Source organism: Butyricimonas muris (genome assembly GCF_046365375.1).
Lineage (GTDB): Bacteria > Bacteroidota > Bacteroidia > Bacteroidales > Marinifilaceae > Butyricimonas > Butyricimonas muris.
Genome location: NZ_JBKEIT010000001.1, coordinates 636,973 through 658,849, shown reverse-complemented (window position 1 = coordinate 658,849; position 21,877 = coordinate 636,973). Strand labels below are relative to the sequence as shown.

Annotated in this window: 11 protein-coding genes; 3 read left to right on the top strand and 8 right to left on the bottom strand. The window is 53.6% G+C overall.

The features are described 5' to 3' along the window. Positions 1-6 precede the first annotated feature (6 nt). The 8 genes from ACK8P8_RS02735 to ACK8P8_RS02700 form a co-directional block, all read right to left on the bottom strand. Positions 7-2,622 (bottom strand): zinc-dependent metalloprotease, encoded by a 2,616-nt coding sequence (locus tag ACK8P8_RS02735; protein ID WP_369860100.1) that lies wholly within the window; start codon positions 2,620-2,622, stop codon positions 7-9. An 18-nt stretch (positions 2,623-2,640) separates the two neighbouring features. Then, positions 2,641-5,259, bottom strand: coding sequence for a zinc-dependent metalloprotease (locus tag ACK8P8_RS02730; RefSeq protein ID WP_369860099.1), 2,619 nt, complete (start codon positions 5,257-5,259; stop codon positions 2,641-2,643). A 182-nt stretch (positions 5,260-5,441) separates the two neighbouring features. Further along, the gene (locus ACK8P8_RS02725; RefSeq protein WP_369860098.1) at positions 5,442-7,061 is read right to left on the bottom strand and encodes a PKD-like family lipoprotein; all 1,620 of its coding nucleotides are present in this window, start codon (positions 7,059-7,061) and stop codon (positions 5,442-5,444) included. 15 nt (positions 7,062-7,076) lie between these two features. Further along, positions 7,077-7,766: a DUF4843 domain-containing protein gene (locus ACK8P8_RS02720; protein ID WP_369860097.1), complete on the bottom strand. Its 690-nt coding sequence runs from the start codon at positions 7,764-7,766 to the stop codon at positions 7,077-7,079. A gap of 3 nt (positions 7,767-7,769) precedes the next feature. Further along, entirely contained in the window at positions 7,770-9,248 is a 1,479-nt protein-coding gene (locus ACK8P8_RS02715) for a RagB/SusD family nutrient uptake outer membrane protein (RefSeq protein WP_369860096.1), read from the bottom strand. Between the two features lie 20 nt (positions 9,249-9,268). Beyond that, complete coding sequence (locus ACK8P8_RS02710; protein ID WP_369860095.1) at positions 9,269-12,631, bottom strand: SusC/RagA family TonB-linked outer membrane protein; 3,363 nt, start codon at positions 12,629-12,631, stop codon at positions 9,269-9,271. 203 nt (positions 12,632-12,834) lie between these two features. Further along, positions 12,835-14,052, bottom strand: a complete 1,218-nt coding sequence (locus ACK8P8_RS02705) for a FecR family protein (protein WP_369860094.1) — start codon at positions 14,050-14,052, stop codon at positions 12,835-12,837. Between the two features lie 411 nt (positions 14,053-14,463). Continuing rightward, complete coding sequence (locus tag ACK8P8_RS02700) at positions 14,464-15,837, bottom strand: hypothetical protein (protein ID WP_369860093.1); 1,374 nt, start codon at positions 15,835-15,837, stop codon at positions 14,464-14,466. A gap of 697 nt (positions 15,838-16,534) precedes the next feature. Between ACK8P8_RS02700 and ACK8P8_RS02695 the strand changes: the two genes are divergently transcribed. From ACK8P8_RS02695 to ACK8P8_RS02685, 3 genes are all read left to right on the top strand, one after another. Continuing rightward, a complete protein-coding gene (locus ACK8P8_RS02695; protein ID WP_369860092.1) occupies positions 16,535-17,203 on the top strand; it encodes a hypothetical protein in 669 nt (222 codons plus the stop codon). A gap of 170 nt (positions 17,204-17,373) precedes the next feature. After that, complete coding sequence (locus ACK8P8_RS02690; protein ID WP_369860091.1) at positions 17,374-20,337, top strand: PEP/pyruvate-binding domain-containing protein; 2,964 nt, start codon at positions 17,374-17,376, stop codon at positions 20,335-20,337. Positions 20,338-20,542: 205 nt separating this feature from the next. After that, a complete protein-coding gene (locus ACK8P8_RS02685) occupies positions 20,543-21,778 on the top strand; it encodes a mechanosensitive ion channel family protein (RefSeq protein ID WP_303179882.1) in 1,236 nt (411 codons plus the stop codon). Positions 21,779-21,877: the final 99 nt, after the last annotated feature.

Genomic DNA, 21,877 nt, shown 5'->3' with positions numbered 1-21,877 from the left:
ATGAACTCATTTCTTTTCCAACGACTTCTTGATTTTGTGGAGCAGATACTCGTAATGCAACTTCGTATCGCCCGTGCTCATCACCACCGCTTTATTCAGCAATCCCTGCACGCGAAGCACCATGCCGTAGAACTCGTGGGCATCGGGATTACCGGGGACTCTCACCCACCACGGCAGGTCGAAAGAGGCACTGTAAGATTGGGGATTTCTCGCTTCCGTGATTCCGCGATTAATAAAGTATAAGTTCGCGGGGCTGAAATCAGCAACACCGTCCCGCCGGGCGGACACCTGTAACGCGGAAGCCGATTCCCCCACGGTAGAAGATTGCAATATCATCGCCAGATAAGAAGTCTGGAATCCCATTTCCTCTTTCGTCAAGGAGCGGTTCTTCAGCGTACCTTCCCACACGAAACGGTAGATATCATCCAACAACTCGCTCGGTTTATAGGCATCGTCCGATTTGGCGGCGCACCATTTCAACCGATCGTAGCGGGAGAACAACACGTCCAGCACGGTTGCCCGCATCGCCTCTTTCATGGGCATACGTCCCGGACCCAGTTGCCGGAGCAAATCGAGGTCTTCCAACCAATCGAGGTCACGGGAGAAGTTCAACAGGTATTGCACCATTTCCCGTTGCTGTTTCTTCGGTAGAAACTCGTATTGCCTGATCCCCTCGTCGGCATTCGCCGCGTTCATCACGATACCTCCCACGTAAGTTGCCAACTGCGGCAACCGGTTCGCGCCCAACACGGAGCACAACCCCTCGTATATCCCTTGACGGACAGCCATATCGCGATCGTCTTCCCGGTACCACTCGAAGAAGTTCTTTAAAGAACCCTTCACGTTAGCCACGTGATACTCGAAGGCTTTCACCGGATCATCCCCCAAGTCGTAGACCGCCACCAGAGGATCGAAAGCCCCCCAGTCGTCGAACAAGTGATAACGGCAGGCAGGATTCGCGCGCGACTCCTTGATCCAGCTGTCGAGCGTCGCTTTCTCGTCCGCGGGCACGTTAGCCCCCGCTATCGGCTTGTACAGCCATTGGATGGTAAAGTCGTCGTACGGTCCTACCCCTTTCGCCGTCATCCGCACGCCGCGTTCGGCATCACCCGGTTGAGCGATATAATTGCAGGGTACAACGTCCATAATCGAAGGGCTCAACCCGTGTTCCCGCGTGAACGAAGGGGAACGCAGCGAATCCACCGGGTAAGCCGCAGAAGCGGAAGCGTTCAGGAACAAACCCAAGTTCCACCCCATGCAGTTCGCCATATTCGCGCGAATCAACTCCCCCATCTGTTCCTCGCTCAGCTTCGCCCGCCGCACGGAAGGATCGGCATTCATCGTCATCAACACGCGGTCATTGTACAACATATTCGTGAAGTTGTCCGGTATACAGATTGACATACTCAATATCTCGCCCGTGCGCGGATCCGTGAGTTGATTCGTCATTGCCGAGTACCATAACACGGGAGAATAAAGAATCACGGAATGATTCACGTCAAAAGGATTGAACCCTGCGTCATCCCGCGGGAAATCCCGTACCTGCACCACGTTCCTGAACCCTATTTTCTCGAAAGCAGTATTCCACTCCTCCAGTCCCTCTTTTATATATTTCGCCCACGCGGCGGGCATAAGCGTGTCCATGTAAATAACGATCGGTTTCACGGGTTCCACCGCCTCACCTCTCTCGTGGGCAGCCTTGTCCGTCGGTTCCAGTCGCCACCGCCGCGTGTAGAACACGCGTTCCAGTCCTCGTAGCGGGTCGCTAAAATCCGCCTGCATGAAAGGACGTACCCCCACGCGGTAATCCGCCAAGCGGGGCATCATCGGTTCCTCCGGCAGCAACATCAGAATCTTGTCGCTCGTCACCGTCACTTTCACGTCCTTTGCCATCGGGAATCCCATCATGAAATAATCCACGTTAAACCCTTGCTCGCAAGTAACCGTGACATTATTGTCAAAAGCGGCGACATCCTTCAGCGTCGTCCGCTCCTCGCGGATATCGTGCTTCCGGGAAACGAAACCGAACATGGCGTTCGGCGCGTAAGCGGCAAAAGGAGTCGTGTACGCCGAATAATTCGTGAACAACGACGTCATATCCACCACCACCGCCGTACTGTCCGGCGTCCATGCCTCTATCTTGTACGTCCCGAAGATACCCGGTCGCGAAGCCTTCTCCAAAGCCTTGTCTATCGCCCCGTCACCGCTACTGTTGAACGCCCGCAACGGCGGGTAGTCCACCTGCACCGTAATCCGGGCTTGCAACACCGAATCCCGTCGCGTGAAACGCAAGGCATTATCGCCGCCCACGAACTCGCCCACGGCACCCTCGCCGTTATCGGTAATACCCCGGATAACCGAAGCGTAGAGCATATCTTTATCCAGCAGGCGGAGCGGGAACTCCACGTATATTTTCTTGTCCGCCCGGTGTATCGTCATCAATCCTTTGGCGGTCTTCACCTTCTTACCCTTGAACAATTCGCTGTAAGGAGTCGAGGGTTCGACATTCTCCGGTTCCCCGCCTTTCCTATCCTTTTTCTTTTTACGTCCCGACGCATCGGCTTCCGCGGAAGCGGGCAGCAGCAACGAAAGAAGAAACAGTATATATATTATATTCTTCATAATTACTCGTTTTACATGTTATTGTCCTAGTGCCTGTTCCACCTTGTAAAGCAACAGCGCGTAGTGACGCCGGTTGGCATCCGAGCCTGTATCAGCCTTACTCTTCAACAGCGCGTGAGTCTTCTTCAACGTCGAGAGATAAAGCGGCTCCATGGGATAATTCATGATTGGCAATTCCACCCGCCAACCGAATCCCCGCACCTTGGCGGAAGGACATGTTTCCGCCTGCCGCAGCCAACGGGCACGGGTCATCTCCGTGTCGAACTCTCCCACCAAACCGTACGCGGCGCGACTCTTCTCCGCAATCTCGCGGGGCACCGCTATCCGGTAGGCATCACTGATTCCCACGTTCCCGCCGCCCCCGATCTTACCGCTCTCGACTCCCGAACCGGAAATCAGTTCCGACAGCAGAGCCATTTGCAACTTCTTCTCCGCGCCGGACAATTCTTTGCCCTCCCGCGTGGGAGCGAACACGAACCCGTGTATGTCCTCGAAATACTCCTCGGCGGTATAAGGACTCTCCTCCCCCGTGTATTTCGCACCGAACGCCACGAGAGCCGCCCGGTTGAAAATCGCTTTCAGGGCAATATCCTGCAACACCTGCGCGTACGTTCCCATGATCGGCATACGGGCTTGGAAATCCTTGTCGTCCACCCACTCCGCGTCCCGCGTCTGTTCCAGCATAAAACGCAGCGCCCGCCGCTGTTTCTCCTTCGGCACGATAGAGAAGTAAGGCAGACCGTCGCCGTCGTAACGCTCGTTCACGTGTATCCCGCCCACGTTCACCAACACGTGGTTCATGTAGCGGATATACTGGTACAGTAGCTCGTTATACATATTCCGGCGGAACGAGAAATCCTTGTCGTCCTCTCCCGTCCACTCGTGCAGGTTCGCCAACACGTATTTCAGATTCTTCACCCCGTAAGTGGCAGACTTCACGGCATCGTCCCCCAGATCCTCCTCGAACGACGAGGGATCTAGGTAACCGTAGAACTGTTGCTTACCATAGCGGTACACGGGGTCGCCAGAACGTTCGGAAATCCACTTGTCCAGCACGGGTACTTCCTCCCGCGAACTCTTCGCGTCCAACAGGGGCGTGTACGCCCACCGGATCAGGAAATAGTCATACACCCCCAGCGCGGGCGGGGTCACCCTCACGCCACGCTCCGCGTCACCGGGTTGAGCCACGTAATTATTACGGGCGTAGTCCATGATAGACATCGTCGTGCCATATGTACGGGTATATGAAGGAGAACGAAGCGAATCCGTCGGCACAGCCGCCGAAGCCGCCATATTATGCATGAATCCCAGCGTGTGCCCCACCTCGTGGGAAATCACGTAACGGATACAATCTCCCAGCATCTCCTCGTCCATCTCCACCTTCCGCGCGGCGGGATCGGCAGGCGACGTTTGCAGGAATCGCCAGTCACGCACCAGTTGTATCAGATTATGGTAGACCGAAATATTCGCCTGTATAATCTCCCCGCTCCGGGGATCCGTCCACGAGGGTCCCATGGCGTTCGCCACGGGCGAGGGAGAATAGCGCACGCAGGAATATTTCAGGTTATCGGGATCAAACTCCGGATCATCGGTCGGGAAGTCAACGGCAATAATCGCGTTCTTGAAACCAATGCGCTCGAAAGCCGCCTGCCATTCTTCCACGCCCTTGCGCACGTGCTTTTTCCAGCTCTCGGGGAACGCGTTATCCACGTGAAAAACGATCGGCTTCACGGGTTCCACCAGTTCCCCCCGCCGGTACGCCGCCTCATCCTTGGGTTCCAAGCGCCAGCGGTTGATATGGTAATTAATTCTCGTCTTCTCTCCCTCGTCATAAGCGTATCTGCCGCCGATAAATATCCCGATACGGGGATCGGCAAACCGGGGGCGCATAGGCTCTTCGGGCAGAAGCACGAAACTCCGCGTCATCACTACCGTGAACGGCAACTTGTATAAATAATAAAACCGGTTGTCCCGCACGGACATCTCGTAAGTCAGGGAAGACTGCACGCTGAAATTATCATCAAACGCCTTCGCCGTCCCGATACGGGATTGCTGGTTTTTAAACTGTTTCTCCATCTTCATATCCCGGCTCATCGACAGTATCGGCATCCACGGCGTAAACGGTCCCAGCTCCTCCTTGTCGCTCATCAGGAAACGGGTGACGTCGATCACCACCGCCGTGCTGTCCGGCGAGTAAGCACTAACCTCGAAGCTCTCGATAATTCCGGGCACCGTGCTCTCCTTGATTCGCTGCCGGTACCGCCCCGTGCTTGTCGAGTGAATCGCGTTCACCTGCCGCAAACTCACCTTTGCCGAATCGTCCTGCATGAAAACCACGTGCAGGGGTTCAAAAGGCTTCTCTCCCACACTCCCGAACAGGTTGCTCGTGATCTCCGTGATCGTCGATCCCAACAGCATCTCCCGACCGAACACCCCGAAAGGAATCTCGAAATATACCTTCTCGTCCACCCGGTGAATCGTGATAAGCCCTTTCATCGTTTCGACGGCCTTATCCTTGAAAAGCCGCTCGTAAGGGGTATCCTCCTTCGCTTTCTTGTCCTCCCTCTTCTTCCTCGCCATCCCGACACAAGGCAGCAACAGAACGATAACCAGTAAATAAATCGTTTTGTTTCTCATACTCTTTTAAATAATAAATATCAAAAAATACAGTGATTCCGTGATTCTCAAAACTCCCTCCCGGCTTCGCTGCCAAGTGAGTGCGGCTTCCGGGCTCATTTGGCAGCGAAGCTGACGGAGGAGTTTATCGATTCGGTGATTTAGTGATTAATGAAGCGTTGCCCACGCAACAGCAATCACTGTTAATCCACAATCGATCCTTGACCGCCGAATCGATATTTTATATCGGCAATCCGTCCGAAAACCGGTTCCGTCTTATACGCGTACTCGATCGTTCCACCGGCAAAAATGCTCGTGGTACCCGCCGCGAAGAAATACACTTCACCGGAATCCAACCCGACAACCAGATAACCGCCGGCATTGTTTCTCTGCGAGGCAAGCATAGACACGATTCCTCTTCCTTGGAAATCGTACAACAATTTCGCGTCCCCCCGTCCTCTCGCGTGCTGGTAAGCGTACAATTTATCGTGAGGCGCTCCCGCCACGGACGTCCCGTTGGAAGTAAAGAACAGGAACTCCCGCGAATCCGTCGTCAACTCGAACTTGTTCGTCCCGTCCAGCAAATCCTGATGCGGGAACGGCAATTCATATTGTGGAATCACCTTATACCCGTTCCACTCGTCATAATAGAAGAACTGCATGTAATACACCCCGTCCTCTCTATTCTTGAACACGCACCAGAACTTCCGATCCCCGTCCGTGTACCCGTCACAGAAATACATCTCCACGTTCCCCATGTTATTCAAGGGCGTCACCCCCTCCATCCTCTCCGGGAACACCGGCAGGATAGCCGCCGTGTTCGGGTCTGTCACCCACTCCCCGATCTCGTCGTCATAATACACGTTTCCGTCATTCACGGCCAAGAAACGGTGATTCTTGTTATCGTACACCAGTGTCGAGATACCGCTCCGCGTCTTGCACATCAGCGTCACCTCCAGTCCCTTCTCGTAATACGCTGGGAAATCGGGATACATACCCGAGTAAAATACCTCCTCGTCCGTCTTCCGCCTCACGAAAATATCCCCTGTCTTCGACATCAGAATATCCCCTTTATGGTGATACGCCGCCCCGACAAATACCTGTCCCGCGGGTAGCGCACCCCCCGTGAACTCCTCGCCCAAGAAAATCGTTTTCTTGTAAGAACTACCGTCCACGTACACCGGACCTATTCCCCCCTCCTGCAATATCAACACGTGGCTCGGCGAATCCCAATCCGCGAATACTTCCTGAAGGAAATAAGGCTTCCCGCCCAACCTCTGCCCGTCGTTCTCCAACGTGTAAAGATCCGCGTACACGTCAAGATAAGTGACATACTCTTGTGTCGCTTCATCCAATCTCCTGTCCAAATCCAACATCGCCAGCTCCGCCCCGTTATCCTTCTCGTCCAAAACCAACCACACGCCACTCGGGTAAGCCAGATTATCCATCACGTACTGCCGGGTAAGATCCACGCATTGCAACCCGTTCGTCGTGTCCGTGATTGTCAGCACGAACTGCAACCACCCGGCAGTATCCACCTCCCAGTTCAACACCTTCTCGTGTCCCAACGTCTTGTATTCCTTTTCCGAAGTCCTTAACTCCCAGCGGAACTTCAACGTCGTTATCTCCTCGTCCAAGCTGAATTTCAGTACCGGAGTAATCTCCGCCATATCACCTTTATAAAACCGGGGATCCGCGTTCGTCAAGTATTTCTCCACGGTGATCACGTTTATATCCCCGTAATCGTAATTCCCTTTATCGTCATAACACCCGTACATGAAGATAAAGCAAATCACGGCGTATATCCAATTTTTCGTTCTCATAACATTCCTTTTAAATTAACCTTTTACCGGTACCGACATCTCCGCTTCCCCGTCCATAATCGTGTTCCCGTTATCTTTCTCTCGCTGCAAATGATACTTGAGCTTCAACGAATAATATCTCAATTCACTGGCCGTCTTATTCGACAGATCGCTCACCCCCGTGGCGATAATCAACTGTTGATACTTCGCCTCGCTATAAGCACCCAAGTACTCGTTCACGATACGCTCCGTCCACCACACGGGACGCACCGCCAGCGAAGTAAACACCACGCGGTAAAGAGCGTTCGACAACGGTCCCACCCGGAAATTATCATTCTCCTTTACCCTCAACGCCAACCGCACCACTTGATTGTCAAGTGCCGCCGTTTTATGCAACGTCACTCTCACCGTGTCCCGGTTCCGGTTCGCTTTCCACACCCTTTTCGTTTCCACCGAATAATCCGCCCCGGAGGCAGTCGTCATACCCTCGTCGATCACCAACTCGTACTCAGTGTCCGTCGTGATAGGCCGTCCGGCGAAAGACATCTCGATCGGCACGTCCAATTCCGTCGCCCCGGGATAGAAGAAAAACGAGGTATTCACGCTGTCCTCCGCGTTCTTACCCGAGAAGTATATGTAACGGTCAGCCGTGTACGTGTCCAACGAGTCCGTGGAACAAGCCCCGAACATCACAAACAGAACAATTATAACAATACAATATTTCATAACTTAAAGTATTACGGTTTCACTATCCGGGATAGGCAAATAAACCTTCGTCCCGTAATCAATATTCCCCACGCCGTCATTCAGCGGCAAGCCCAGACGCTTGTACATGTAGAAACACTGTCCCTCGCCGATAAACTCCCTGCGAGCCTCGTTCAATAGCGCGTTCATATATTCGACACTATTCGTGATTGGGATCTCGCGATACTCCCCGCGTGCCTGTTGCACCATACGCAGTATCTCGATCGCCTTGTCCAAACCGCCCGGCGTTTCGCACAAGTATTCACCCATCATGTAACTCAACTCCGTGTGGCGGATGATCGGCAGAAGAAAAGCAGCTATCTGACTTCCCCCCGAATTCAACTTTCCCCGTATATTCTTGATCGACACCTCCGCGCCGCCCTCGATATCCGTGATCAGGTAAACGTAACGGAAATCGTTCGTCATCTCTTTATCCTGAAACAAACTGTTCACGTTGCGTATCGCCAGATTACGATCCAACGTCAGGTAAGGCTCGTACAAATCGGCACACTTCGAGTTGGCGAATCCCATCACCACGTCACTGTACATCTTCACGTCCCGGTTATAAATATCGCCCATCAAATCCCACTCGTCGGTAAACCGGTAAAGACTATTCCAAGCCGGACCGCCCCACTCGTCCGGTTCTTCACCCAGAATCTCCTTCGCCAGATCGTGCGCTTCCTTCTTCTGCCCGTTATACATGTAAGCGCGGGCTTGTATCGCCATCACCGCATGCATATTCATGCGTACCCGCCGGGCTTGAAAGAACTTGGGCAACCCGGAACCGCGGGCTTGGAAATTCCAGTTATCCCTGTCGCCATTCAACTCCATGGAGTCCGATACCGCCACCAACCGGCGCGCCTCGTCCAGATCGGCAAGGATACGTTCCATCGTTTCCTTCACCGTCAGCGGGGTATTCGTCACCGACTCGGAACTCGTCACGTAAGGAATCCACTTGCCGCTCTCGTTTGCCGCGGGAGCCGGGGCGAACAATCGCAACAGGTCGAGATGCATGAAAGCGCGTAATCCCAACGCTTCACCATGAATCAGCTTTCTCTCCCGGTCGCCCAACTCGAAGCGCGAGGAATCCTCCTTCACGACATGCTCTATCAGATTATTGGCATCCGCGATGGCGTGATACATATCATTCCATATCGTTTCTATCGTCGACTTCACCCCGGAAGTACCGTAAAGCAAATCATTCGCGTCCTGATACTTCTGCGGCATCTTCGACTTGCTGTAATACTGCCCTACCGCGTCCAGAAATCCCCACGACAACTCCTGCCCGTACAAATCCGCCTTCGACAACGTCATGTAAATACCGTTCAATTGCATCCGGTACCCGTTTCCCGTCGAGTACAGGATATCGCTGCTCAACTCCTCCTTCGGTTGCACGTCAAACCAATCCTCGCATGCCGAGAGCGTCACCGCGAGTAAACCCAATATATATATTATCCTTTTCATTTTTTCCTGTTTTAATAACATTAGAATTGCAGCTTCAACGAGAAATTAACGGTACGGGCAAACGGGTAAGACGTACCGCGTTCCGTCTTGATCGTCGAGAAACGCACCAGATCATTCGCCCCCACTTCAAGGCGCGCCAACCTCAGTCCCATCTTCTTCCTCGCCCGCGTGAACTCGTACCCTACGTTCACCGAATTCCACGTCAACGTGTTATTCCGTTGCATAAAACGCGAGGTCGGCTGAGTCGTCACGTTACGATCCTTGATATCCTTCAGCGTGGTAATATCCCCCGGTTGGTACCAGCGTTGCGTCACCGCGCGTTTGTCCACGTTGCGTGCCATATCGGCATTTTCAACCTCGTTCACGAGAGTCGAATTATACATATCACCCCCGAACTCGTACATGAAACTCGTGAACAGCGTGAAATTACGGTAGCGCAAATTCACCCCGAACGAACCTTGTGCTTTCGGCGTCTCGTCACCGATTTTCACCATCTCCGCGGCAGCCCAGTCGTAACTCACCGTCCCGTCGCGATAAATAAACAATTCCTTCCCGTTAGCGGGATCTATCCCGAGGGATTTCATCCCGTACTTGGCGGTCATGGACACCCCCTCCTCGTACTTCGTCAACACGCGGTCCAAATCATTATTCGCGTCATTATAATAATCGTTCACCCGCTCGTTGTACTCCTTCAACGCGTCCGACACCTTTTTCAACGTGTTCCTGTTGCCCGCCATATTACCGTAAACCGCCACGTACCAATCCTTATCCTGATACAACGTGCTTCTCAACTGGATAGAGAACCCCTCGTTCAACACCTCGCCCATGTTCGTCTTGTAAGTCTTGAACCCGGTCGACGCCTGCAACGTCACGTCCGTGATAGCCCCCTTCGTCACCTCGTAATAATAATTCCCCTCCACGTAAAGCAAACTGTTGAAAATATCAAATTCCAGACTGACATCCAACTTATCCGTGGTTTCCCACTTCAAATTCCGGTTCCCGCGCGTGTTCACCAGCGAGGCACCCGCCCCGGTCACGTACCACTCCTCGATATTAATCTCGTGCGTGGGTATCGCCTCGTAAGACTGGAAACCGGTCTTTCCCGTTCTCCCGTAAGACCCTCTCACCTTCAGCAACTGCACCCAACCCAAATCGGCGAAAATACTGTACTTGTGCAGGTTCACACCCACCCCGAACCCCCACATGGGAGCCCAACGCTTGTTAGACCCGAATTGCGACGACCCGTCATACCTGAACAGCACGTCCAGCAAATACGTGTTCTTGTACGAGTAGTTTCCCACTCCCAGTATCCCGAACAAACGCTTCCGGCTCTCCCTTTCGGTAGGTTTCTCCACGATCTCCTTGGCGAAATTCACGGACACGAAGTCGCCGCCCGTCGGGAACCCCCGGTACCGCGCGTTCGCGCTATTATCCCGCGAAGTCACCATATTGACACCACCCGTGAAATTCACGTCGTGATCCCCCATCGACTGGCTGTACGAGTACGTCAGTTTCGCCTCCCACGACGTCGCTTTCCGCGTAGATTTCCCCAACGTCCCGGCATACAGGTTATCCTCGTTCATCTCCGTCCCCTTCTGCGTCTCGGAATCGGGATGCACGTACACCTCCCGTTCTTCCGTCGTGTGAGTCACGCCAACCTCCCCCTTCGCGTACATGTGCGGGGTAATATACCAGTTCAAGTTAAAATTATCCGTTAAATCCGTCATGTGCGTCCGGTCATAACTCCCGAGATTAGCCTCGTACAAGGGATTTACCAGACTCTCGCGTCCCGTCCAGTACGGCAACTCCTTCAAGTACTTCCCGTCCTCGTCCTTGTAAGTGTCATAAGGCAATAGCTTCGTGTACTGGCTGAAATCCCCGTAAGGCGACTCCTTCGCCCTCGTTTCCCCGTAAGACACGTAATTACGCACTTCAATCTTACCGCCCGTGTACATGAACAGGAAACCGCCGCCGATACGGTCGCGGTACGATCCCTTCATCACCCCGTTGTCATTGTTGTATTGCAAGTCCAACGCGTAACGCATCACTTCCGTTCCCCCCTCGAACGAGAGGCTGTGCTTGTGATTGAATATCGAGCGTACCGGCTTCCCGATCCAGTACGTGTCCACCCCTCTCAGCACGTTCAACAACTTCCGGTTATACTCCTGATCCATATCGTGGCGCGTATCGTTATTCCCGACGGGAAGAAAAATCCCAGCCGGGATCTCCGCCGCCAACTTCCCGGCAGCGTGCATCAGGTTATAATCCGACAAATCGGGCATCGTCACGCTCCCCACGATCGTGTAATCGATCAACACCTCTCCCACCTTCGGGGCTACCGTCGTCACCACCACCACGCCGTTCGCCGCCCGCGAACCGTACAGAGCCGTGGCTGCCGCGTCTTTCAAGATATACATCGTCTCGATCCGGTTGGGGTCCATATCATAAATCTTGTTGATGGCAACCTCGAAACCGTCGAGTATAAAAATCGGCAGGTTAGGGTTATTCTCCAGCGCCGACTTGGACAACGTGTTCTTGTCCAGATCCTTGATACCTATACTGGACTGCCCCCGTATCTGTATCTCGGGCAGCGCATTCGGGTCAGACCCCCATTGATTGTTCGTCTTGACGCGGAAGGACGGGTCGTACACCTCCAGTGCCTTAATAACGTTCGTCTTCGACACTTGCAACAACTCCTCCCGCGTCACCACCACGGCGTTTCCCGTGAAGCTCGATTTCTTCACCGTCCCGAAACCCGTCACGATCACCTCCTCCATCTCGCGCGTGTCCGGCTGCATACGCACCACGATCTCCTTGTCAAACGTCGTCACCGCCACCTTGTTCGGTTGCATACCCATGAAAGTCACCACGAGATAGATCGTATCCATCCGCGGCAGATTCAACGTGAACGTACCCTCTTCCCCGGCACTCACCCCGAGCGTGGTTCCTTCCACCACCACCGAGGCACCCGGCAACGCGTCGCCCCGCTCGTCCAGCACCTTACCGCGTATCGTCACGGGAGTCACCGTCCGCTGCCGCTTCTGTATCACGATCATGTTCTGGTAGAAACTGAACGTGTACTCCGTCCCCTCCAGACAAGCCCGCAGCACGTCCGACAACGGCACCGACTTGAAACTGTGCGTCACCGCGGGAATCCGCTTCATCTCCTCGTTATTGTACAGGGGTTCGTACTTCGTGTGACGCTTGATGTAATCCAGCACCCCCGTGAAAGGAGTCTCTTTAAACTCCACGGTCAACCTCGGTTCGTCCGCCGATTGGGCGCGACAAACCCCGGTGTTAAAAGATTGAAGAAAGAGAACCAACATCAACACGATGCCCGTCTTCTTCTTCATCATCAATAGATTAGACTTCTTCTTTTTCATGTAGATTAGTTTTAGATTTCATAAAAGATGAAAACCCGCGCTCGCTCTCGTGTCCCATCACCTCGCTCGCGCGGGCTCCACCATCGTTTGTATGTCAGATTTGTAGAATAAGCATAGCATGCCCCCTTGGCCATTCATCGAATGCCATAACCTGTAACTTGCCGCCCCGCGGCAAATGCAACCTGTAACTTGTAACCCGCCGCTCACGGCGTATGTAACTTACCGCTCGCGGCAACAACGATCACCCCGTCACTCAACGTGAATCGCATATCCGTCGTCGTGCTCAGCCACTCGAGAAACATCTCCAACGGGACATCGTACATCATCATCCCCGTGAAACGCCGTTCCCTCATGGCGGGCGTCTCGTAAAGCACCCGCACGTCGTACCATCGACACAATTTCCTCATCACCGCGTCCAACCTCTCCGCGTCGAAATTAATCTTTTTATCCACCCACGCCACGACAGCCTCCGCGTCCACCTCGCTCACCCGCGTATCGTGATCGGGCGTGATGGACACTTGCTCTCCCGGCTTCAATATCACCGTCCTGTCGCCCGACGACGCCCTGACCTTCCCTTCAAGCAGCGTCACCAGCGACACCGGTTCCTCGTCGTAACTCATCACGTTGAACACCGTCCCCAGCACGTCCACCTGAAAATCCTTGCCCGAAACCACGAAAGACCTCCCGCCATCCCTAGCCACCTCGAACTTCGCCTCGCCCTCCACGTACACCTCCCGCGTCGAATCCGGGAACACGACCGGGTACTTCAGCATGGACATGGCATTCACCACCACGCGCGAACCGTCGGAAAGAATCACGGACTGCATCTCCCCCCGCGGCACGATCAACGTGTGGTAGACCACAGTGTCCGTCAAAAGCTCTTTTTTCAACCGCGTGTAGTCCAGCGTCGGCACACCCGCCGACCGCGAAACCCCGATCGAATCCAGACGCGAGATAGGGATAATCTCCGTCTTCTTCGACAAAGTGATTACTTGATTATCGGACAGCACCAGACGCACGCTGTTCCGGTCGGCGACTTGCCGCTCCACCACGCTCTCCGCCATGAACCCGGGTACCGCCTCTTCACCCGCCTCCCGCGACCACCACCATCCCGCAGCAACGCAAATAGCGGCGCAAGCCGCGCTAGCGATCACCCGCCGCCACCACGTGTTCGCGTGTCGCGACTTCTCCCTTCTCCTGACCTGTTTCAGGAAAATCGAGAAATCCGCCGCGGAATTATATTTCCCGTATTCCTTGAACCTCGCCATTATAAAACGGTCACTCTCCAGATTTCTTTTCAACCGCGCCCATCTCGGCTCCGCCAACAACGCCCCCAGCTCCTCCTCTTCCGCCCGATTCAGAGTCCCGTTCCAAGATTTAAGAAATAAATCCAATACTATATATATTCTATCTTTATCCATAACACCATAAGAATACCCGAACTATTCTTTGGTATTACTTTTTCATGAAAAAAATTTACCGGAAGCAGTTAAGCCGACGCGAAGGGAGAGATTTTTGATTTTAGATTTCAAATTTTAGATTGAAAAGTTTCCCGAAGCAAGGCGGTATTCCAGCTCTCCCTCTGTTTATAGAGGGAGTACGGCGAAGCCGGGAGGGAGTTTTTTGATTCCGTGATTCAATGATTGCCGATTCCGTGATTAACGAAGCGTTGCTAGTGCAGCTGGAATCATTCAATCTAAAATCACTCGATCACTTAATTAATAAACTCCTCCGTCGGCTACGCCGCCACCTCCTCTATAAACAGAGGAGGAGCTGAGTTACTCACCGTCTTCGGGAAACTTTTCAATCTAAAATTTAAAATCTAAAATCAATTAGTTCGCTTCCTTCGCCGCGCTCCTCCCGTCAGCCGTCACGGCGATGGCGAAGGAGAAACGGAAGCGGGGGTTCGATCCTTCCGCGACGGCGAGCGTGGCGGGTGTCTTAGCGTCGGCGGCGTGCATCGGCACGAGGTCGAGGCAGCGCGAGGAGGCGTCGAAGACGGCGGTGTACAGGTGCTCGACGGGGACGCCGGTGTCAATGCCCGCCGCGGCGAGGATCGACAGGTCGGTCACCTCCTCGCCATCGACCACGCGGATGGCGGGAGCCGGTTCCGGCGTGTCGTCAACGGCGAAGGCGAGCGACCCGGCGGCGGCGGTGACGGCGACGCGGGGAACGGCGAAATTACCCGCGGCGTTGAGGCACACGGGCGCGGACGCCCGCTTGTAGTCGTGCTCCACGACGAACGCGTAGAGGTACACGTGCATCGGGTCCCAGTCCTTGTCGATGGTCAGCTTCACCACCTTCTTGCGCTCGCGGGTACCCAGCGGCACGCACCGGTAGCGACCGGTGGAATCGTCCAGCAGGATAGCGTACACGCGGTCGCGGGGATGCGTGCATGGAGTGTGCCGCCGCTGCGCCCACTTGGTCAACTCGACGGTCACCTCCACGCGGGCGGGAACAGGGTTCCCCTTCCCGTCGGTCGTCGCGGCGATGTCCTCTTCCATCGCCTCGGCGGTCACCAGCGCGTCGTTCAGCGCGTTGCCCGCGGGGTAAAGGCACACGGACTTCGACGACTTCTTGTCGTAGGCACTCGTGGTGAAAGCGTAAATAAACAGGTTCGACTTGTCCCACCCCGCCGGTATGGCGAACGAGGTCGAGCCGCTTTCCGACCGCTCGCGCAACCCCACCAGCTCCGCTTCCTCGTTCGTGCCGTCCAGCACCAGCGCGTGCGCCATGTCTTTCGGGCCCCTCGACGCCCCGGAGGGGGACTCTTCACCCGCCTGCTCGAACACGATCTTCCCCGTGTCGGGCGTCACGGAGGCGGTCACGGCGATAGGTCTGGTGCTACCGGCGGAAACCACCATCTCCTTGAAATCGTACACCCGTACAAGGGCTCCCTGTTCGTCGCGCACCGCGTCGCAAAGCGTCTTCGCGTTCGCTTTCATGAAATAGTTGCCCACCTGCTCCCAGTTCTCGCGGTCGCGGAAGCCTAGCACGAGGGCGTCCTTCACCACGGGGATAATATGCCCCGCCCCGCCGAAACCGGCGATACGCGTGTCGCGGGCTTCCTTCACTTCCGGGTCGGAAAAAGTCTGCGTGGAGGGTGACTGACTGACGATTGTCTTCCCGTTCGGCATCTTGCGGAAAATTTTGTCTTGAATCTTGCCACTCAACGAGAGGGCAAGCACGGATCTTAAATCTGCCATTGTAGAAAATTTTTATTGTTTTATTCCTTCTCGATTCATCCCGGGGACATTCGTCCGGGGGAAGTTAGTGCCATCCTCGCGGCGGGATAACCCTGCCGTTGATTTTGTAATAATACAACATTATAAAATATATTCCAAGAGAAAAATGAAATATTTTTATAATAATTTCACATTGAATTGTAATTATTACCATGTATAATGTTAAATATAGCTTCACAATAAGAAGTAAAAAGGGCAAAAAATGGGAAAAACACGGGTAGACGTTCTCATCGTAGTTAATAAAAGTTAATAAACTACAAACTCTAAACAATTATAACACAACGCATTAACAAGGGAACACGAGGGGTGTTCCGGTATTGTGTACCGGTAGTGTTCCGGTGGTGTACCGGTAGTTAACGGTATATACCGGTACACTACCAGTTTATGACGATTTAAACACTCGTTAACAACACAAGGATTCCCCTGACGTTCCCGTGGAATAATCCAATCACTCTATTACGGGAAGGTGGTAAAGTATCGTTAATTCACGCTTAATGATACAATAACTTCATAAATAGTGATGTTATCTGACAATTTTACAACCACTCGATTACTAATATTGAAAATAATGTAATATAATTTTTTATTTCTCGTAAATTATTTTATCTTTACATTTTACAATCCGAAACTCGCCACGGGCGAACTAATATTAACAATCATGGAAGCACGATTCGCGGCATTTCTTGCCGGAAAAATATCAAAAATAACCATAGACGGCATCACGTTCTACTGGTGGTGCGGGAAAATATGCACGTGCAAGGCGAAGCGTCCCGAGTGTTCGGGAAAAAACTACAAGTGGACCCCGGGACGGGTGGAGAACACCGGCAATTTCCAAGGCAAACAACGGCACGCCCAACACGTGGTGCGGGACGTGTACGACGTGTTGCCCGTGTGGGAATGCGCGTGGCGCGACCGCGGCAACAAGGGAATGACGTACGATAACTACCGCCATCAGGCGACCGCGGAATGCGTGGGAGCGAACGGGGTGGTGAAAGACTTCCGGCACTTCAAGGCTAGCGAGGGGCGGTTGTCCCTGCCCGCCGGTATGACCGCGACGAGGGGAAAGGAAGTCGTGTGGTTGTGGTGGAACGACACCCGGGATAAACCCGCGGCATGCCCCGATGACGTCCTGCACGTGCTGTTCTTCCGCGAGTCAGTGCCGGACGCCCTGCAATTCGCCGAGGTTTCCGCCTCTACCCGTGCCGACGGGTGGGCAACGTTCGCTATCTCCCTCGAGGAGAACGACACGCTGCACCTCTACCCCTTCTTCGGCACCGCCGACAATGACGGCTTTTCGCCGAATGAATATTTTAATTTTAGATTTTAGATTTTAAATTTTAGATTGTATGATTGAAAAACTTCCCGAAGACGGTGAGTAACTCAACACCTCCTCTGTTTATAGAGGAGGTGGCGGCGTAGCCGACGGAGGAGTTCAATCTAAAATCTAAAATCTAAAATTTAAAATCTAAAATTAAAATTACTTCTTATCTTTGTCTTATGGAAAAAATAAACTTGAACAAAATATACAAGCGGAAAAAGAGCGACCGTGACATCTTTCAAGAGCTCATGCCTTTCAAGGTAAAGGAAATTCTGCTCATCGCCAACTACTACGACTCGTACACCATCGAGCGCGAGGGACAATTCTCCGACAAGATATTCGGCGAATACCTGCAACTGAACCTCTACACCGCCCCCCGTTTCACCTCCGTGGCGAACGAGGAAGCGGCACTGCGCGCGTTGGCGAACAAGCATTTCGAGCTCATCATCATCATGGCGGGAATCGACAAGACGACACCCGTCGCCACGAGCCGCTCCATCAAACGCCTGTATCCCGACATCCACCAGTTGATGCTCGTGAACAACAACGCCGACCTCGCCCACTTCCGGCGCGTGGAAGCGGAAACCCGGGAATCCATCGAACGCGTGTTCGTGTGGAACGGGTCGACGAAAGTATTTCTCGCCATGGCGAAATACCTTGAAGACAAAATCAACCTCGACGTCGACACCCGCCTCGCCGACACGCGGGTGATTCTCGTGGTCGAGGACTCCGTCAAATACTACTCGCGCTACCTGCCGCTGCTCTACACCGAGGTCATGACGCAAACGCAGGCGATCATCAACGAGGAACCCTCGAACGACGAGATGGGCGTGATACTCAAGATGCGGGTACGCCCGAAAGTGATACTCGTCAGCACGTTCGAGGAAGCCGTCGACATCATAGACCGGTACCGGGACAACATCATCGGCGTTATCTCCGACGTCCGTTACCCCCGCGGCGGCGTGGAGGACGAGAACGCGGGAATCGAACTGATCCGCCACGTGCGCGCGTTCGATACCCACGTTCCCTGCCTGCTGCAAAGCCACGAACGCGAAAACCTACGCCGGGCCCAAGAAACAAAAGCCAATTTCATAGTCAAAAACTCCCCGACCCTTTCGAGGGATATACGCAACTTCATCAAAGGGGAGCTTGGGTTCGGCGATTTTATTTTCCGCGACGCCAACGGTCTACCCATAGATCGGGCAGCGAGCGTCGAGGAATTCCGGCGCAAACTGATGACCGTGCCGGACGAGTCGCTGGAATACCACGCCAAGCGCAACGGCATCTCCACGTGGCTCATGGCGCGGGCGGAAATCAACCTCGCCAAAAAACTGCGCCGTTACAGTTTCAGCTATTTCAAAAACGCAGAGGAAACGCGCCGCTTCATCGCCAACGTCTTCGAGGCGTCGGAACTGAAAAAATTGCGGGGACGCATCATCAACTTCAACCCGTTGCTGGTAGACTCCAACCGCTACATCACCCGCCTCGGCAAAGGCTCGCTCGGCGGCAAGGGACGCGGGCTGGCGTTCCTCTCCAACTTCATCGAGAACGTGTACCTTAAAAAACTCATTCCCGACCTGCAAGTGATGATACCCAAAACGGCGGTGATCGGCGTCGATGAATTTGACAACTTTATCGAGGAGAACGACCTTTACGACGTCCTCTACGCCGACAAGCAATACGACCACATCATCGACGCCTTCCGGACGGCACGATTGCCGGAGAAACTGCGGGCAAAACTGCGGGAATACCTCCGCGTGATGACCAAACCGCTGGCGGTACGCTCCTCCGGGTTGTTCGAGGACTCGCTCAACCAACCCTTTGCCGGCGTGTACTCCACCTACCTCCTGCCCAACAATCACCCGGACTTCGAGCGACGGGCGCGGGACGCGGAAGACGCTATCAAGCTGGTGTACGCCTCCATCTTCTCGCCCGAGTCGCGGGCGTACTTCAACGCCATCGACTACATGATAGAGGAAGAGAAAATGGCGGTAATCCTGCAGGAAGTAGTCGGCAACGAGCATAACGGGCGCTATTACCCGGAAATCAGCGGCGTGGCACAGTCGTACAACTTCTATCCCTTCTCCTACATCAAGCCGGAAGACGGGTTCGCCGTTACCGCCGTCGGGTTGGGTGCCTACGTGGTGGGCGGCGAGAAAACCCACCGCTTCAGCCCCGCGTACCCGAAACTGCAACTCGCCTCCACGCGAGATAAAATAAAGGCATCGCAACGCTATTTCTACGCTATCGACCTCGAACGGCGGGAATACGACCTGTACCGCGACGGGGAAAACGCCGCCATAAAAGCGTATGACATACCGGAGGCGGAACGGGACGGGACTCTGGAATACACGGCGTCCGTCTACGACTTCATGAATGACCAAATCACGTACGACTTCTCCACGAGAGGTCCCCGTGTCATCGACTTCTCGAAGATACTGCAATACGACTATTTCCCGCTGGCACCCGCCCTGCAAATCCTGCTCGACATCTTCTCGCAGGCGATGGGTTCGCCCGTGGAAATCGAATTTTGCGTCAACTTCGAGGGCGGGAAACCCGTGTTCTACCTCTTGCAAATCAAACCGCTGATTAAAAACGAGTATAACATCGACATAGAAAACGACGCCATCGACGCCGAACACGTCCTGCTGCGTGCCGACAAGGGCATGGGCAACGGGAAGTTGCAATATATACGGGACGTGGTGTACGTCGACCCGGAGAAATTCGACCGCCTGCGGACGGAAGAGATCGCCGAGGAAATCAAACGCCATAACGCCGACATCGCCCGCGAAGGCGAGAAATACCTGCTTATCGGTCCCGGTCGCTGGGGCACGCGCGACCCGCTGACGGGCATCCCCGTGCAATGGTCGGATATCGCCAACGCCAAAGTCATCGTCGAACAGGGACTCCCCGACTTCCCGCTCGACGCGTCGCTCGGCTCCCACTTCTTCCACAACGTCACCTCGATGAACGTGGGCTACTTCGCCATCCCCTTCCAAGACGCGAACGCCTTCATCAACTTCGACGTGCTGGCACAACAGGAAGTGGTCGAGGAATTCAAATACTCCCGCCACGTCCGCTTCAAAGCCCCCCTCACCGTGTGGATGGACGGGAAGAAACAGACGTCGGTGGTGACGTATTAGTTTATAAAGTTTGTAAAGTTCATAAGGTTTATAAGGTTCATAAAGTAACGGGTGTCCTTCGGACGATATTATCGGCAGCTCAAGCTGCCGTGAACAAAGCGCCCCGCAGGGGTCCAAGAACTTTATAAACTTTATGAACTTTATAAACCTTATAAACTTATTCCTTATCTTTGCCCCCGTGCAAAACCAACTAAAACATATTAACATGACTATTAAAGAGTACATCGATGCCGGATTACAGCATCTACACGTCTATTCGGAAGGATTCTCAGACCTGCTTTACTTTCTCGCGCTGGTTATTATCATGGGTATCATCACGTGGATTGTCCATATACTTACCCGGCAATGGCTGGCGCGTATCGTGATGAAACTGACCAAACGGACATCGACCAACTGGGACGACCTGATGTTCGACCAACGATTCTTCAACCGCTTGGGACTGCTAATCTCCCCGATTGTTACCCTAGTCGTTTTCAGGGCGTACGACTGGACGGGAATCAATATATTGATGATTTGTATCAATATCTGGATTACCATCTCTTTCCTGCTCATTATATCGAGCGTACTGGACGGTATCAACCGCATATACGAGAGTTACCCCGTGGCGAAAAACAGACCGATTAAGGTATTTATCCAAGTCATCAAGATATTCTTCTACTGTGCCACCACGATTATTATCATCAGTATCCTGCTCGACAAGAATCCCGCGACACTGCTCGCCGGACTAGGTGCCTTGTCCGCCGTGCTGATGTTGGTATTCAAGGATGCCATCCTCGGGTTCGTGGCGGGAATACAATTGATTTCCAACCGCATGGTGAATATCGGCGACTGGATAGTGATGCCCGGCAGCAACGCCGACGGTGACGTGATAGAGATTAACCTCACCACCGTGAAAGTGCAGAACTGGGACAAAACCATCTCCACCATACCGACTTACAAACTGGTGTCCGAATCGTTCACCAACTGGCGGGGAATGCAGGAAGCCGGGGGACGACGCATCAAACGTTCGGTAAACATCGACATCTACTCCGTGCATTACCTCTCAGACGAAGATTTGGAAAACCTGAAACAATCGTCCCTGCTGAAAAACTATATCGAGAATAAACAACGAGAAATCAACGAATACAACGCCCGAGTGGTCAACCCGCTGGATAAACGCCGCCTGACAAACCTAGGCACCTTCCGCGAATACATGGAAGCGTGGCTTACCGCCAACCCCGATATCAACCTGAACATGACACACATGGTTCGCCAATTGCAACCCACGGCGACAGGTATCCCCTTGGAAATCTACTGCTTCACGGCAAGCACGCAATGGCTCGTCTACGAGAGAGCGCAAGCCGACGTGTTCGACCACCTGTTCGCCATCCTCCCGCTGTTCAAACTGAAAGTATTCCAATACCCGACAAACATGGAATGGATGGAAGGGAAAGGGGCGTAAAGTCCATAAGGTCCATAAGGTCTATAAGGTCCATAAAGTCCGTAAAGTCTATAAGGTCAGTAAAATCCATAAGGTAACGAGTGTCCTTCGGACAGAGTT

What these genes read in the sequence shown, in the direction of transcription:
- ACK8P8_RS02735 (WP_369860100.1), bottom strand. Translation starts at nt 2,622, where the DNA reads ATGAAGAATATAATATATATACTGTTTCTTCTTTCGTTGCTGCTGCCC.
- ACK8P8_RS02730 (WP_369860099.1), bottom strand. Translation starts at nt 5,259, where the DNA reads ATGAGAAACAAAACGATTTATTTACTGGTTATCGTTCTGTTGCTGCCT.
- ACK8P8_RS02725 (WP_369860098.1), bottom strand. Translation starts at nt 7,061, where the DNA reads ATGAGAACGAAAAATTGGATATACGCCGTGATTTGCTTTATCTTCATG.
- ACK8P8_RS02720 (WP_369860097.1), bottom strand. Translation starts at nt 7,766, where the DNA reads ATGAAATATTGTATTGTTATAATTGTTCTGTTTGTGATGTTCGGGGCT.
- ACK8P8_RS02715 (WP_369860096.1), bottom strand. Translation starts at nt 9,248, where the DNA reads ATGAAAAGGATAATATATATATTGGGTTTACTCGCGGTGACGCTCTCG.
- ACK8P8_RS02710 (WP_369860095.1), bottom strand. Translation starts at nt 12,631, where the DNA reads ATGAAAAAGAAGAAGTCTAATCTATTGATGATGAAGAAGAAGACGGGC.
- ACK8P8_RS02705 (WP_369860094.1), bottom strand. Translation starts at nt 14,052, where the DNA reads ATGGATAAAGATAGAATATATATAGTATTGGATTTATTTCTTAAATCT.
- ACK8P8_RS02700 (WP_369860093.1), bottom strand. Translation starts at nt 15,837, where the DNA reads ATGGCAGATTTAAGATCCGTGCTTGCCCTCTCGTTGAGTGGCAAGATT.
- ACK8P8_RS02695 (WP_369860092.1), top strand. Translation starts at nt 16,535, where the DNA reads ATGGAAGCACGATTCGCGGCATTTCTTGCCGGAAAAATATCAAAAATA.
- ACK8P8_RS02690 (WP_369860091.1), top strand. Translation starts at nt 17,374, where the DNA reads ATGGAAAAAATAAACTTGAACAAAATATACAAGCGGAAAAAGAGCGAC.
- ACK8P8_RS02685 (WP_303179882.1), top strand. Translation starts at nt 20,543, where the DNA reads ATGACTATTAAAGAGTACATCGATGCCGGATTACAGCATCTACACGTC.